This window comes from Gordonia sp. PS3, assembly GCF_041950545.1.
Taxonomy (GTDB): Bacteria; Actinomycetota; Actinomycetes; order Mycobacteriales; family Mycobacteriaceae; genus Gordonia; species Gordonia sihwensis.
This window is the reverse complement of sequence record NZ_CP169524.1, coordinates 744,575-759,345: the sequence shown is the minus strand read 5'-3', so window position 1 is coordinate 759,345 and position 14,771 is coordinate 744,575. Positions and strand designations below refer to the sequence as shown.

Below are 14,771 nucleotides of genomic sequence, written 5' to 3'. Positions count from 1 at the left end.
CCTGAAACGAGTTCTCACAGGTGCTTATTCACAGTAGCGCCGTGGACCGACAGTGCGTGCACGAAGGCAGGCGCCGCCCGGGCGGGGCCTGCCCGATCACCGACCGCGGCCGGACTGCTACTCGTCGATCGGCAGTCGGTTGGCGACGTCGAGCAGTTCCCTCCTGCCGCCCCGGTCGAGGAGAACGGTGAACACGACGTCGTCGCGGTCGGCCAGACGCAGGTACGCCGCATGCTCGGATTCGACCACGTAGCCGGTACCGTGACGCCAGCCGATCGACTCCGGCGAGGCGTTCTTCGAGATGTCGGTGAACACCTGGTCGGTGGCGTCCTTCGACGTCATCCACGCCGGCTGGATCACCATTTCCGAGTTGAAGCAGTGCATGCGGCTCTTCACCAGCGCTCGCCCCGATCCGGTGTTCGACGGGCCGCGCTCGGCGGGCATCGCCCGGACCATCGAGCGGCAGGTGAGGTCCTGCCATCCCGTCGCCTCGGGTGTCTGCGGAAGCAGCCGGGGGAACTGTGCGGCCAGCGGGCCGAGCTCGCCCCAGCCGGACACCACCGTCACCTTGCTCTCGGCACCGTCGGCCGACCACCGGCCCGAATCCGCGGCGCGCAGGCGGTAGCGATGGTCGCCGGTGCCCGCGGTCCGATCGACCGCGGTGGTGTCGGGCCCGGAGTAGACGACCACCCCGTCGTCCCGGATCAGCAGATACTCGTCCGCACCGGAGACGCCGTTCCAGACCGCTTTCACCTCGCCGCCGTCCGCCGACAGACTGAGTCCGCCCGGTGAGTCCGGCGCCGAACCGCCCAGCATCGCCCGCACGGCGAACAACGATGCCAGCAGCACCAGCACGGCGACCGCGGCGATGATCAGCACGGGCCTGGCGGGTGTCCGGGCACGTCCGGGTGCGCTCGGTTCGTTCATCAGAACGGCAGCCTTTCCATGATCGCCCGCGCTTGCTTCGGGTCCTTGGAGTCCGGCACGGCCACCTCGACGTAGGTACGCGCGCGCGGATCGTCCGAACTGGAATAGACGAATACCGCTCTCGCCTCGGAGCTCTGCACGCCCGTCGAGAGCCGCCCCTTGGTGCCCTGGGCGGTCTTGAAGCCGAAGTCGGTCGGAGCCGTGATCGGCAACTGGCCTACGGCGGCCGTCCCCGCATCATCACTGTTCGCGTACGCGGCGATCTGCACCGAGTACTGCCGATCGGCGCCGTCGATCTTGTCGCACACGATCAGCCGGGACGTCTTCTGGTCGTCGTCCACCGGGTACGGCCCCAGTCCGCGGCACCAGAGCGATTCGAAGCCGTTCGAATTCACCGGGGTGGCCGGTACGAGTTCCGGATAGAGCTTCGCCATGTCGAGGAACTCGCCCCACGTCTGGGTGACCGTCAGCTCGGCCCGGTCGGAGAACGCCGAACCGCCCGACGACGTCGAGCGCGCCGCCACCGAGTAGGAGTGCTCGCCGGGGACCGGAGATCGGACCACATAGGAATTGTCGTCGGTGACGTCGATGACGTCGTCGTCCTGTTTGATCAGGTACTGCTCGGCCCCGCTCACCGCCGGCCACGACAGGTCGACACCCTCGGCGGTCATCTTCGCCTCCGGCGACGACGGTGTCGACAGGCCCGACGCACTGTTCCACGCGAACGCTCCACCCACCCCCAGGGCCAGTGCCGCAACGACCGCGACGGTCGCGAGCGCGGGAGTCCGCCGGTACCAGTGATCCCCGTGCGAGCGGTCCGGGCTCCCCGTGGGCACCGGTGCCGGGCCGGACGGGCCACCCGCCCGGTGTGGCCCGGGGACGGGTGCACCGGGAGTGTTCGCGAACATCGGCCCGCTGGGCGTCACATTCACCGGTCCTCCGGTGAACGCCGAGTACAACGCGCAGGCGAAAGCCGTCGCCGTCGGTGGCCGGGCGGCGGGATCCTTCGCGAGGCCCGCTCGCAACACGTCATCGACGGCCGGCGGCAGCGAGCGCGTCCGCTCGGACGCCCGCGGCGGTTCGGCGAACAGATGTGCCGTCATCAGTCCCTGCAGACTGGTCGAGTCGTACGGTGCGCTGCCGGTCAGCAGTTCGAACGTGGTGGCCGCGAGCGAGTAGATGTCGCTGCGGGCGTCCACCCGACGGCCGTCGATCTGTTCCGGCGAGCAGTACCGCATGGTGCCGACCGTGGTTCCGGTGCTGGTGAGTCCCGCTCCCGCTTCGCCGAGCGCCTGAGCGATGCCGAAGTCGGTCACTTTGACCGCCTCCGGGTTCACCGGATCTCCGCCGGGGGTGATCAGGATGTTCGCAGGCTTCACATCACGGTGGAGTACACCGTGACGATGGGCGACGTCGAGGCCGGCGGCCACGCCGTTGACGATGTTGACGACCAGCCGCGGATCCATCCCGGCGGGCGACGCCTTCGATATCTTCGACGCATCGGTGCCCGGCACGAGTTCCATCGCGATCCACAGGACGTCGCCGAATCCGCCCCTGTCGTAGACGCGCACGAGGTTCGGGTGCGTCAACGGCGCCATCAGATCGGCCTCGCGTTCGAACCGCCGGCGCACCACCGGATCGGAGCCGTGTGCCGACCGGAGCACTTTGATCGCATCGCTGCGCGGCAGGCGCGGGTGGGCCGCCTCATAGACCTCGCCCATCCCTCCGGCGCCGAGCACCGCTTGGACGCGGTAGCCCGCGATGTCGTCGCCGATTCCGAACATTCCTCCGCCGTTTCACCAGGTGACTGCCGTTCGCGCCGAATGCTACCTGCGCGGCGTGGAGATCAGATGTGCGCCTATCCCCGCCGAATGACGGCCGTCCGCCGCACCCCGCCCCTACCATCGGCCGACATGACCGCATCCTTCTCCGCAGACGAGCTCGACACCGCGTTCGCTCAGTTCCAGCAGACCGTCGCCGATGTGGCGATCAGTAAGGACTGGGATCGATGGGCCGATCAGTTCACCGTCGACGCGACGTACATCGAGCACGCCTACGGCCGATTCGACGGCCGCGAGGCGATCCGCACCTGGGTGAACAAGACGATGCACTCGTTCCCCGGAAGCCACATGGCCGAGTACCCGTCGCTCTGGCACGTCGCCGATCCGGCGACCGGCCGAGTGATCTGCGAGATCGACAACCCGATGATCGATCCGGGCGACGGTTCGGTGTTCACGGCCACCAACATCACCATCCTCACCTACGCGGGCGACGGGCTGTGGAGCTGCGAGGAGGACGTCTACAACCCGATGGAGTTCGCTCAGATGGCTCTGGCGTGGTGTGACCGCGCCGCCGAACTGGGCACGCTCGACGACGCCGGACGCCGGTGGCTGGAGAAGACCGGCCCGATGTTCGGTCGGCGGTGACCGGCGTTTCGACCGCTCCTCACTACCGACCTCGCGGTAACCTACGGTGACGTAACCCACCGGGCCGCACGTTAACGGATCTGCCCCGGGCAGACGATCTACGCACCGAGGGCTGCGGTTTCTCAGCGCCCCCACAGGGCGCGCGGAGACTTGGGGCATGCGTCCATGTGACGTAGCCTGGAGTCCGAATATGCATGTCGGGCACGTCGCGGCGGTGCTCGGCCGCGACCCGACACGACCTGAACCCGACCAGAGGAACACCGATGGCACGTCAACTCACACAACTCGAACTCCTCAAGGAGTTGGAGCCGACGGCAGAGGCCAACGTCAATCGCCACCTCAAGACGGCACGCGACTGGAACCCGCACGACTACGTGCCGTGGGACGAGGGCAAGAACTACGCGGCTCTGGGCGGCAGGGACTACGAGCCCGAGGACTCGCAGCTCGACGAGGTCGCCAAGGCCGCGATGATCACCAACCTGCTGACCGAGGACAACCTGCCCTCGTACCACCGCGTGATCGCCGAGAACTTCTCGATGGACTCCGCCTGGGGCCATTGGGTCGGTCGCTGGACCGCCGAGGAGGACCGTCACGGCATCGTGATGCGCGACTACCTGGTCGTGACCCGCGGCGTCGACCCGGTGGCCCTCGAAGAGGCGCGCATGATCCACATGACCAACGGCTACGATCCGATGCTCGCGGCTGCGGACCGCGCCGACGAGATGAAGGCGAACGGCGAGGAGATCGGGCTGCTGCACTCGGTCGCGTACGTCACCTTCCAGGAACTCGCGACCCGCGTGAGCCACCGCAACACCGGTAAGGCGTGCAACGATCCGATCGCCGACCGGATGCTGCAGCGCATCGCCGCCGACGAGAATCTGCACATGATCTTCTACCGCAACATCTGCGGGGCCGGCATGGATCTGGCGCCCGACCAGACATTGCGCGCGGTCACCGACATCGTCACCAACTTCCAGATGCCCGGAGCGGGTATGCCGAACTTCCGGCGCCACGGCGTGCTGATGGCCAAGCACGGCATCTACGATCTGCGCCAGCACCTCGAAGAGGTCGTCCAGCCGGTTCTCCGGAAATGGAACGTCTTCGAGCGAAACGACTTCAGCCCCGCCGGCGAGAAGACCCGCGACGAGCTCGCGGCCTTCCTCGACCAGCTCGACAAGGACGCGACCCGCTTCGAGGAGATGCGCGACCGCGCGCTCGCTCGCGAGGCGGCCAAGCGGGAGAAGCAAGCATCCTGAGTACCACCGCACTGACTGCACCGGCGCCTTCGGAGACCTCCGAGGGCGCCGGTGCGCCGTCGTCTCTCCAGCGTCCGTCCACTGATCGCACCCCGCTGCGGATCGGGTCGATCGAGTTGAACAGCCCGGTGGTGCTGGCACCGATGGCCGGCGTCACCAACGTGGCCTTCCGCGTGCTCTGCCGTGAGCTCGAACTCGCACGGACCGGAACCGTCTCCGGCCTCTACGTCTGCGAGATGGTCACGGCGCGGGCGCTCGTGGAGCGGCATCCGGTCACGATGCACATGACGACCTTCGATCCGAGCGAGTCACCGCGATCGATGCAGCTCTACACGGTCGATCCGGAATACACCTACCGCGCGGCCAAGATGATCGTCGACGAGGATCTCGCCGACCACATCGACATGAACTTCGGCTGCCCGGTCCCGAAGGTCACCCGCAAGGGCGGCGGGTCGGCGATCCCCTACAAGCGACGCTTGTTCCGCAACATCGTCGCCGCCGCCGTGCGCGCCACCGAGGGCACCGACATCCCGGTCACCGTCAAGTTCCGCATCGGCATCGACGATGAGCACCACACGCATCTCGACGCCGGACGGATTGCCGCCGAGGAAGGCGCCCAAGCCGTGGCGCTGCATGCCCGAACCGCATCGCAGCGCTACTCGGGCACGGCGGCGTGGGACGAGATCGCGCGCCTGAAGGAGCATGTCACCACCGTGCCCGTGCTCGGCAACGGCGACATCTTCGAGGCCGAGGACGCCGTCCGCATGATGGAGCAGACAGGCTGCGACGGCGTGGTCATCGGCCGCGGCTGTCTCGGCCGCCCGTGGCTGTTCGCCGAGCTGTCAGCACGGTTGGCCGGTGTGAATGCGCCCACTCCGCCCGACCTCGGCGAAGTGGGCGAAATCATGATCCGGCACGGCGAACTGCTCGCCTCGCACCACGGCGAGGACAAGGGCATGCGGGAGATTCGCAAGCACGTCGCCTGGTATCTGCGCGGCTTCCCAGCCGGCTCCGACCTGCGCTCCTCGCTCTCTCTGGTGAAAACCCTCGACGACCTGCGCGAACTCGTCGCCGAGCTGCCCTCCGACGTCCCCTTTCCCGCTGACGGTCATGGCCCGCGGGGCCGCCAGGGTTCGCCCGCGTCGGTGGCGCTGCCCGAAGGATGGCTCGACGACCCCGAAGAGGACGTCGTCCCCGAGGGTGCCGAGATCATGCACTCGGGCGGCTGAGCCCTCGCCGACGGGGCGCACCGCAGAGAGTTCTCAGGTCTCGGCATTAAGATGTGCCGAGCACGCGTGGCGTGTGCACTCCGGGCCTGCCCGGCGACCACTGCGAGACCACTGCCGCATACGAAAGAAGCACTGTGAGTTCTGACCGCCCAGGCTCTCCCGAGCCCGATGACGACGAGTCGGCACAGCCCCGGCGACCCCGTCGGGCGGGCCGGACATCCGGTGCCTACGACTTCCGCGAACGGTTCGGCGACGCCGCTCCGTCACAGCCCGGTGCGGCCGGTCAGCGCGCCGAGGGTCTGCGGGAGCCGTCGTCCCGCGAGGGATACGTCCGTCCGCGGGGCCGGCTGACCGTCCGCCAGTTGATGGAGCAGATGGGGGTGGACGAGACCGCCTCCGGGCCGGCACGGGCCGCACAGCCGCAGCCCCCGCGCCGCGCGCAGCCGAGCCCTCGCCCGGCGCCGCAACAACGTCCGCAGCCGCCGGCCCCGCCCGCACAGCCGTCCCGGACGAGCACTGACGACCCGACGGCCTCCGAGGTCACGGCGATGATCCCGCCGGTCGCCGATTCGTCGGCGGTCGACCTCTCAGACACCACTACGGCCGCGCGCTTGTCTCAGGAGTCCCGAGCGCAACGCCCGTCCGTCCCCCCGCCTCCGGCTGCCACTCCGGCGCCAGCGCCTCCTCGCAGCCCGGCGGCCGCCGCGGGTGCCGCCGCGAGCGGCGCGTCGACCGATCCCGGCAACGGCGAACCGACTCGCAAGCGCCCGCTGGAGCCGACTCCCGATCTGACCGCGGCGCTGTCCCGCGTGCGCGGCGGTCGCCGGACGAAGCCCACCGGCAAGGAACGCACGACGCGAATCGCCACCAACACCGGGCGCATCCTGCTCGGCCTCGCCTGCGTGCTGTCGCTGGTCGGCACCGGCTACGCATGGAACATGATGCGCAGCATCAACGGCGGCTGGAACATCGTCAACGCCCTGGACCCGGAGAACTCCAACGTCCGCAAACCGGGCGATCAGACCGGCGACGAGACATACCTGATCGTCGGCACCGACACCCGCGCGGGAAAGAACTCCAAGCTCGGCGCGGGCGACGCCGACGTCGTCGAGGGCGCCCGCTCCGATACCGTCCTGCTGGTCAACATCCCCGCCGACCGCAGCCGGGTGGTCGCGGTGTCGTGGCCTCGCGACCTCGCCGTCGACCGTCCCGAATGCCAGAACTGGGACAACTCGACGCAGAAGTACTCCGGGACGCTCGAGGCCGCGAGTTCGGTGAAGCTGAACGGCGTCTACGCCGACGGCGGCCCCAACTGCCTGGTGAAGACGCTCACGCAGATCAGCGGGCTGAACATCAATCACTTCATCGCGATGGACTTCTCCGGGTTCGAGGACGTGGTCCGCACGGTCGGCGGAGTCCAGGTGTGCTCGACCGTCCCGCTCTACGACTACGAGCTGGGGACCATCCTCAAGAAGGCCGGCACCAAGAAGCTCACCGGCCGCCAGGCCCTCAACTACGTCCGCGCTCGGCACATCTCCGCGGAGGGCAACGGCGATTACGGTCGCATCAAGCGGCAGCAGCTGTTCATGTCGTCGCTGCTGCGGTCGTCGCTGTCGGGCGACGTCTTGTCGAACCCGTCGAAGCTCAACAAGGTGGCGCGCTCGTTCATCGCCAACAGCTACGTCGACAACGTCGACACCGACTCGCTGATCCAGCTCGCCGAGTCGATGCAGGGCATGGAAGCCGGGCGTGTCACGTTCCTGACCATTCCGACCTCGGGCACGTCCACCGACGGACAGAACAACGAGATCCCGCGGATGGACGACATCGACGCGATCTTCAACGCGATCATCGACGACAAGCCGCTGCCCGGCGAGAAGAAGGCCAAGCCGTCGAGCACCAAGAAGCCCTCCGCTTCCCCGAAGCCCCCGGCGCCGAGGACCGAACTCACCGCTCAGCACGCGTCCAACATGAGCGTGCGCGTGCTCAACGGCACCGACGAGTCGGGCGTCGCGGGGTCCGTGATGGAGGAACTGGTCCGTCAGGGCATCGACGTGTCCGGCATCGCCGACTCCTCGGAGAAGCGGACCGACACGGTCGTCCGCTACGGTCCGGGCGAGAAGGACTCCGCGGCGACGATCGCGAAGATGTTCCCCGGAGCGCAGATCCAGGAGGACAGCACGGTGAAGGCCGGCGTCGAGGTGATCGTCGGGTCCGACTTCGGCGGCACGCAGACCATCGGTTCGGTCCCGACCGCCGGTTCGGTGCTCTCCGTCGGCGAACTGCCGGCCAACACCGATAACAGCGACCTGCCCAACGACCTCTCGGTCACCAACGCAGGCGACACGACCTGCGCGTAGCCCGTCGGCCACCGCTGCGACAACCTGCGCGCCGAGTGTTCACGCCGACTTCACCGTCGGTGAAGGGCGAGGCCGGCCGGTTTACGTAAGCTGGGTTGCATGCGTGACGCTTATCAGGAGCAGATGGCTGCACTGAACAAGGCTCTCGGCGACATGGTCGACGAGGTGGGTGCGGCGATGGCTCAGGCCACCCAGGCACTGCTCGAGGGCGATCTCGAACTGGCCGAAGAAGTGATCTCCAACCACGACTCGGTCGCCGAGAAGTCGGCCGAGGCAGAGGATCAGGCTTTTCAGCTGCTGGCGCTCCAGGCGCCGGTCGCGGGTGATCTGCGCTCGGTGGTGAGCGGCTTCCAGCTGGTGTCCGAGATCGACCGGATGGGGGCGCTGGCGTTGCACGTGGCGAAGGTCGCGCGCCGCCGCCACCCCGCCAAGGTCCTGCCGGACGAGGTCGCGGGGTACTTCGAGGAGATGGGCCGGCTCGCCGTCGAGCTCGCGCAGAACGCACGCCGCGTGCTCGAGAACCAGGACTACCACGACGCGCTGACCCTGATGGACGACGACGACGCGATGGACGATCTGCACCGCCATCTGTTCACCGTCATGATGGACCGCGAGTGGTCGCATGGTGTCGCCGCAGCGGTCGACGTCACTCTCCTGGGCCGCTATTACGAGCGGTTCGCCGACCACGCGGTCCTCATCGCCCGCCGCGTCGTCTTCCAAGCCACCGGGAAGACTCCCGAACAACTGCTCGAGGCGAGCTGACCCGACGAAAGCGCCCTCCGGCGATCCGCATCAGCGGAGCCGGAGGGCGCTTTCGCGCACGAATGCACTCCGCGCGATCAGCCGCCGTTGAAGGCCGGCTTGTAGGCGCGGCAGGCCGAACCGCGCAGGAAGCCGCAATCCGGTCCGGCGCCGGGCACCTCGCCCGCGATCACCGGGATCGTGACGTACGACTTGCTCAGGTCGACGGTGTCGATCACCTTGCCGCCGGTGGCAGGCGTGCTGAACTGCCATGAGGGAAGGTCGCCGCCGGGTGCGGAGACCGTGACCCGGATCCGTGAGCCCTTTCGGAACCCGTGCATCAACGGGTTGATCGGGATCGTGATCTGGTTGAATCCGTCGGCCAGCGGCGTCTGAGTGGTGAAATCGGGGGCGGTGCCGTCGCCGCGGAAGCTCGAGCGCAGCACACCGGTCCCGACCGATGTCTCCTGTCCCCTGCCGTTCACCTCAGAGACCGTGACCTGCAGATCGGTGACCTTCGCCGTGCTCTTCAGCCGGAGGGTCACCGAACCGTTCCCGAGAACCACCTTGTCACGGGAAAGCGGAGCGCTGATGAAGCCCAGCCCGCTGCGGCCCGGTGCGGGACGCCAATCGTAGTCCGGGTGGATGCCCCAGGCCGCCGCCGTGTCGGTGGAGGCGTTCTTGAGCGTGTTCAGCGGCCGGTTGAGCGGATTCGGTGCGAACGACACGGTTCCGCCGGCGGGCCGGGAACCGAGCCGGCCCTTGTCGTTCAGGAACATCCGCTCGGTGCTCGTGGGCCACGCGGACAGCGATCGCTGCCACGCCGACGAGAGCCCGCCGGGACCGGCTGCGCCACCGCCGTTGTCGAAGAGCGCCCACAGTCGCGGCGTCTGCGCCTTGAAACGAGCTTTCGCAGCGGCGACGGTGCGCGAATCGCTGAAGCGCACCGGCGGGATCTGCTGGCCGGGTGCATTGGTGGCCGCCGGGAACACGACGGTGCCCAGCGGTTGCATGTTCGGCGGCGTGTGCGGCACCTGGTTCGCGACGAACAGTTGCAGGAACTCCGCCCAGCGCGAGAGGATCTGCGGTCCGAGCGAATCGAAGTGATGCCCGTTGATGATGTTGACCCAGACGTTCGGGTTGTGATCGAGATGCTTGATCAGATTGACCCAGTTGGGTCCGGTCTGCTCGTCCTGTGCGGCACCGACCAGGAACACCGGGACGTCGATGCGGTCGGCCCAGTCCGGGATCGAGCGTTCCTGGTACACCTTCGCCGCACGCGTCGGGTTGTCGCGGATCAGCTTGAACACGTTCTGCGTCTGACGGCGGAGCTTCTGATTGTTCGCACAGGTCTTGTCGCCGCCCTCGATGCGCGCCCGCACCCACGGTTGTCCGCCTGCCGGCCCGGGTTGCGCCTGCTGCACCCGTTCGCGGAGCCAGGAGTTCGCGAAACCCTTGTTGTAGATGCCGCCCGGCAGACCGGTGGAGTACAGGTCATCGGTGGTGCTCATCGGCGCGATCGCGGCCAGATGGGGTGGTCGCGTACCCGCGGCGAACATCTGCGAGATGCCGGAGAACGAAATGCCGACCATGCCGACGCGATGCCCCGACACCCATCGCTGGCGTCCCACGGTCTCGATCGCGTCGTACGCGTCGAACGCCGCGACATTGTCGAAGAGGCCGAAGTCTCCTCCACTGCAACCGCTTCCCCGCATCTGAAGGCTCACCGAGGCGAAGCCGAGCATCTGCGTCGCCAGCGTCGAGCCGACGATCACGGAGGTGTCGGGGGCCTGCGGGTCCTTCAGGCCGACCTTCTCCCCGACCGCGCCGACCACCAGGTCGTCCGGTGCGGCGTTCTGGTAGCCGGAGTACTCGATCACGGTCGGAAAGGGCCCGTCCGAGAGCTTCTTGCCGTACGGCAGCCGAACCGTGGCGGCGAGCGAGACCCCGTCGCGCATCGTGATGTAGTTGAGCCCTTCGTGAAGGGTCTGCCCGTACAGCGACGGCGCGGGCGGCGGAGAGTCCTTGCCGGTCACCTCGACCGGCGCGCTCTTGATCCCGGCCCCGACGAAGCGGTAGCGCCCCGGCTGCAGGTCGCGCACGATCAACGATCCGAGCGAATCGGCGACGCCCGAGCCCGCACGATTGCCCGCGTCGTCGACGAGTGTCAGCGCGGTACCCGGCCGCGCGTCGGTCAGATACGCCTGCGACACCCCGCCGCCGACGTGGACTGGCTGTGCCGCGGCGGATTCGCCCACCGTCCCGACCGCGGCGAGTAGCACGGTCGCCGCGGCGACCGCGGCCGCGGTCCGGCGCAACGCGCGTCTTCCTGAGAACATCTGATCCCCGATTCTGTTCTTCTCCCGGCGCTCCCGCAGCGCACGGGTCACTGCGCGACGTAACCCAGCAGCAGCTGCACACCGCCGTCCGCGATCCGTCGGACCGCTTCACGGTCGCCGGTGGACAGATAGCTGAGAGTCATGCCGTCGGTCATGGCCACGACGATCGTGGCCAATTCCTCGGCCGGGAGCGTCCACGTGACACCGGTGGTCTCGGCCGCGACCACGAGCAGTCCGGAGACGAGCTCGTTGTAGCCGCGGTAAAGACTCTCGGCGAGGTGCTCCAGACCTTCGGTTCGTCGGGCGTAGAGCGCCAGCTCCACCAACGCGTATTCGCGGTCCCGATTCTCGATGAGGTCGTGCATGAAGGAGTCGAATGCGGCCCGCGCGACATCCGCGATGTTCATCTGGGAGGTGGTGAACATCGCCGACGCCTCGCGGAGCCATTCGCCCATGCCGGCCAGCTCTTGCGCGATCCCGGTCTCGACGACCGCGGCGAGCAGATCGTCGCGGGATGCGAAGGCGTAGAACAGGCTCGACTGTCCGACCTGGGCCTCCAGAGCGATCCGACGCGTAGTGGCGGCTTCGACGCCGTCGCGGGCGATCACCCGCATCGCGGCGTCGATCGCTGCTTCGCGCCGCTGTTCCACCGTCAGTCGCGCCATCTGCCCTCGAAGTTGATCAATTGATCGAAACTGTTCCGTGGTGACCGTAGTCACCGGCTAGGCAAAAGGCAACCCCGGCCACTATCTGCGGAGAGTGGCCGGGGTCGCCGTCGTATCCGTCGGTGTGAGATCCGACCGGTCGATGTCAGATCCGGGGGATGCTGCCTCGAGAGCCGTACCGGGCGCGCACGCGCACCGTCATCCGAACCGTCCCGAGATGTAGTCCTCGGTCTCCTTCCGAACCGGATTCGAGAACATGTCGGCGGTGGCGCCGGCCTCCACCAGTTCCCCGGGCCGTCCCGCACCGGCGAGATTGAAGAACGCGGTCTGATCGCTCACCCGCGCCGCCTGCTGCATGTTGTGCGTGACGATCACGATCGTGTAATTGTTCTTCAGCTCGGCCACCAGATCTTCGATCGCGAGGGTCGAGATCGGGTCGAGCGCCGAACACGGCTCGTCCATCAGAAGCACCTGCGGTGACACCGCGATGGCCCGCGCGATGCACAGCCGCTGCTGCTGGCCGCCGGACAGTCCGCCGCCCGGCTTGTCGAGCCGATCCTTGACCTCGTTCCACAGGTTGGCCCCGCGCAGGCTGGCCTCGGCCACGTCGTCGAGTCTGGCCTTGTCACGCACGCCCGCCAGTTTGAGCCCCGCCACCACGTTGTCGCGAATGGACATGGTCGGGAACGGATTCGCCCGCTGGAACACCATGCCCACGGTGGTTCGCACCCCCACCGGGTCCACACCCCTGCCGTACAGGTCGAGTTCGTCGAGCTTCACCGACCCGGTGGTGTACGCCCCTGGCGTCACCTCGTGCATCCGGTTGAGTGTGCGCAGGACGGTGGACTTACCGCACCCCGACGGACCGATGAAGGCGGTCACCGACTTCGGCGCGATCGTCAGGGAGACATCCTTCACTGCGTGGAAGTCGCCGTAGTAGACGTTCAGATCCTCGATGGTCAGACTCTTGGCCATGTCTAGCTTCTCTCCATTCGGGGCCCGGTGAACCGTGACAGCACTCGTGCGAGCACGTAGACGATCGCGACGGCGATCACCAGCGTCAGCGCGGCGCCCCAGACGGTCTCGTAGCCGCTGGGCCCCTTGTTGTATTCCTGCAGCATCATGAGCGGCAACGACTGCTGGTTGCCGGAGAACGGATTCGGGTTCATCGCCCGGGTGGCGCCGACCAGGATCAGCACCGGAGCCGACTCGCCCATGACGCGGGCCACCGCCAGCATGATCCCGGTGATGATCCCCGACATCGCCGTGGGCAGCACCACCCGAAGGATCGTCTTCCACTTCGGGATGCCGAGCGCGTATGCGGCCTCGCGAAGGTCCTGCGGGACGATCTTGAGCATCTCCTCGGTGGACCGGACCACCAGCGGCACCATCAGCAGCACCAGCGCCAGCGCCACCGCGAAGCCGGAACGAGGAAGATCGAGGGTGGTCCGCCAGACCGCGTAGATGAACAACGCGGCGACGATCGACGGCACACCCGAGAGCACGTCGACCATGAAGGTGGTGACGCGCACGAGCGAGAACCGTCCGCGCCTCTTCCCGGTGTCCGCGTACTCCACGAGATAGACGGCGACGAGCACGCCCAAGGGGATCGCGACGGCCGCCGCTATCGCCGTCTGTACGAGCGTCCCCACGATCGCGTTGGCCGCGCCGCCGTAGCGTTCCGATCGCGTCCACCAGTCGATGTCGAGCACCGGTCCGATGCCGCGGGCGATCAGCGTGTACACCAGCCAGCCGAGCGGAAGCACCGCCACGGCCACCGCGGCGATCACCGCGCCGCGCACGGTCGTGTCGGCGACCTTCCGGCGCGGCGAGAGTTGTGTCAGTTCCATATCGTGATTCCTCAGCCTCGAACCCTGCGCGCGATCACACCGCGGGCCGCGGCGTTCACGAGGAAGGTCAAGACGAACAGGACCAGACCGGCTGAGATGTAGGCGCCGGTCTTGATCGGCGAGTCGAATTCGGCCGCGTTGTTCGCGATCACGGTCGCCAGCGTCTGACCGCTCTCCATCAGGTTGAAGTTGATCGGTCCGGCCGTGGAGATGATCAGCAGCAGCGCCATCGTCTCGCCCAGCGCACGGCCCAGTCCGAGCATGGCGCCGCTGATGTAGCCGGAGAGGCCGAAGGGCAGGACCGCGTATCGCACGACCTCCCACTGGGTGGCGCCGAGGGCCAGGGCGGCCTCACGCTGGTTTCGCGGCGTCTGCGCGAAGACCTCGCGGGTGACCGCGGTGATCACCGGCAGGATCATGATCGCCAGCACGATGCCCGCGGTGAGGAGGGTGCCGCCGGTCGACATGTTCGCGACGTTCGCCGGCTGCCGGAAGAACGGGAGGAAGCCGAGGTGATCGACCAGCCATTGGTTCGGCCCCACCATCGCCGGACCGAGCACCAGGATTCCCCACAGGCCGTACACGATCGACGGGATCGCGGCCAGCAGGTCGACGACGTACGCGATCACCGTCGCGAGCCGCTTGGGCGCGTACTCGCTGACGAACAGTGCCACGCCGAGCGCCACGGGCATCGCGATCACCAGTGCGATCACCGACACCAGCACCGTCGCGTAGAGCTGCTGGGGGATGCCGAACTTGATCTCACTGCCCGCCACCACCCACGACCCGGTGTATGTGGAGAAGCCGACGGTGTTCTTCGCGAGCGCAGGGACCGCCTGAATGAGCAGGAACAGCGCGATCAGCCCGATGACGATCGAGACCAACAGGCCCGAGCCGGTGGCGAGCGACGACATGACGCGGTCGCCGAGACGGCTGACCGCCGAGCCGGACGCGGGGCCCGACTCGGCAGTCAGCGAT

Annotated in this window: 12 protein-coding genes; 5 read left to right on the top strand and 7 right to left on the bottom strand. The window is 67.8% G+C overall.

All coding sequences use genetic code 11. The features are described from left to right. Positions 1-117 precede the first annotated feature (117 nt). Positions 118-927 carry a hypothetical protein gene (locus tag ACE11G_RS03495; RefSeq protein WP_062365935.1) on the bottom strand — a complete coding sequence of 270 codons (810 nt, stop codon included), beginning with the start codon at positions 925-927 and terminating at the stop codon, positions 118-120. Next, positions 927-2,711 (bottom strand): serine/threonine-protein kinase, encoded by a 1,785-nt coding sequence (locus tag ACE11G_RS03490; protein WP_062365937.1) that lies wholly within the window; start codon positions 2,709-2,711, stop codon positions 927-929. Before ACE11G_RS03490 ends, ACE11G_RS03495 begins: the two co-directional genes overlap by 1 nt. A gap of 129 nt (positions 2,712-2,840) precedes the next feature. Between ACE11G_RS03490 and ACE11G_RS03485 the strand changes: the two genes are divergently transcribed. The 5 genes from ACE11G_RS03485 to phoU all read left to right on the top strand — a co-directional run bounded on the left by ACE11G_RS03485 (position 2,841) and on the right by phoU (position 8,960). Continuing rightward, complete coding sequence (locus ACE11G_RS03485; protein ID WP_062365939.1) at positions 2,841-3,353, top strand: nuclear transport factor 2 family protein; 513 nt, start codon at positions 2,841-2,843, stop codon at positions 3,351-3,353. Between the two features lie 263 nt (positions 3,354-3,616). Further along, positions 3,617-4,609: an acyl-ACP desaturase gene (locus ACE11G_RS03480; RefSeq protein ID WP_006895696.1), complete on the top strand. Its 993-nt coding sequence runs from the start codon at positions 3,617-3,619 to the stop codon at positions 4,607-4,609. 95 nt (positions 4,610-4,704) lie between these two features. Beyond that, positions 4,705-5,838: a tRNA dihydrouridine synthase DusB gene (gene dusB / locus ACE11G_RS03475; RefSeq protein ID WP_197462897.1), complete on the top strand. Its 1,134-nt coding sequence runs from the start codon at positions 4,705-4,707 to the stop codon at positions 5,836-5,838. A 134-nt stretch (positions 5,839-5,972) separates the two neighbouring features. After that, positions 5,973-8,198 carry an LCP family protein gene (locus tag ACE11G_RS03470; protein WP_006895698.1) on the top strand — a complete coding sequence of 742 codons (2,226 nt, stop codon included), beginning with the start codon at positions 5,973-5,975 and terminating at the stop codon, positions 8,196-8,198. Between the two features lie 99 nt (positions 8,199-8,297). After that, positions 8,298-8,960 (top strand): phosphate signaling complex protein PhoU, encoded by a 663-nt coding sequence (phoU, locus tag ACE11G_RS03465; protein ID WP_006895699.1) that lies wholly within the window; start codon positions 8,298-8,300, stop codon positions 8,958-8,960. 77 nt (positions 8,961-9,037) lie between these two features. On the opposite strand, the gene ACE11G_RS03460 is transcribed toward phoU, so the two are convergent. The 5 genes from ACE11G_RS03460 to pstC form a co-directional block, all read right to left on the bottom strand. Then, positions 9,038-11,278 carry a CocE/NonD family hydrolase gene (locus ACE11G_RS03460; RefSeq protein ID WP_062365941.1) on the bottom strand — a complete coding sequence of 747 codons (2,241 nt, stop codon included), beginning with the start codon at positions 11,276-11,278 and terminating at the stop codon, positions 9,038-9,040. A gap of 47 nt (positions 11,279-11,325) precedes the next feature. After that, the gene (locus ACE11G_RS03455) at positions 11,326-11,943 is read right to left on the bottom strand and encodes a TetR/AcrR family transcriptional regulator (protein ID WP_006895701.1); all 618 of its coding nucleotides are present in this window, start codon (positions 11,941-11,943) and stop codon (positions 11,326-11,328) included. Positions 11,944-12,141: 198 nt separating this feature from the next. Next, positions 12,142-12,918, bottom strand: a complete 777-nt coding sequence (gene pstB, locus ACE11G_RS03450) for a phosphate ABC transporter ATP-binding protein PstB (protein ID WP_006895702.1) — start codon at positions 12,916-12,918, stop codon at positions 12,142-12,144. 2 nt (positions 12,919-12,920) lie between these two features. Continuing rightward, a complete protein-coding gene (gene pstA, locus ACE11G_RS03445) occupies positions 12,921-13,793 on the bottom strand; it encodes a phosphate ABC transporter permease PstA (protein ID WP_006895703.1) in 873 nt (290 codons plus the stop codon). An 11-nt stretch (positions 13,794-13,804) separates the two neighbouring features. Next, entirely contained in the window at positions 13,805-14,767 is a 963-nt protein-coding gene (gene pstC / locus ACE11G_RS03440; protein ID WP_231875653.1) for a phosphate ABC transporter permease subunit PstC, read from the bottom strand. Between the last annotated feature and the right edge of the window lie 4 nt (positions 14,768-14,771).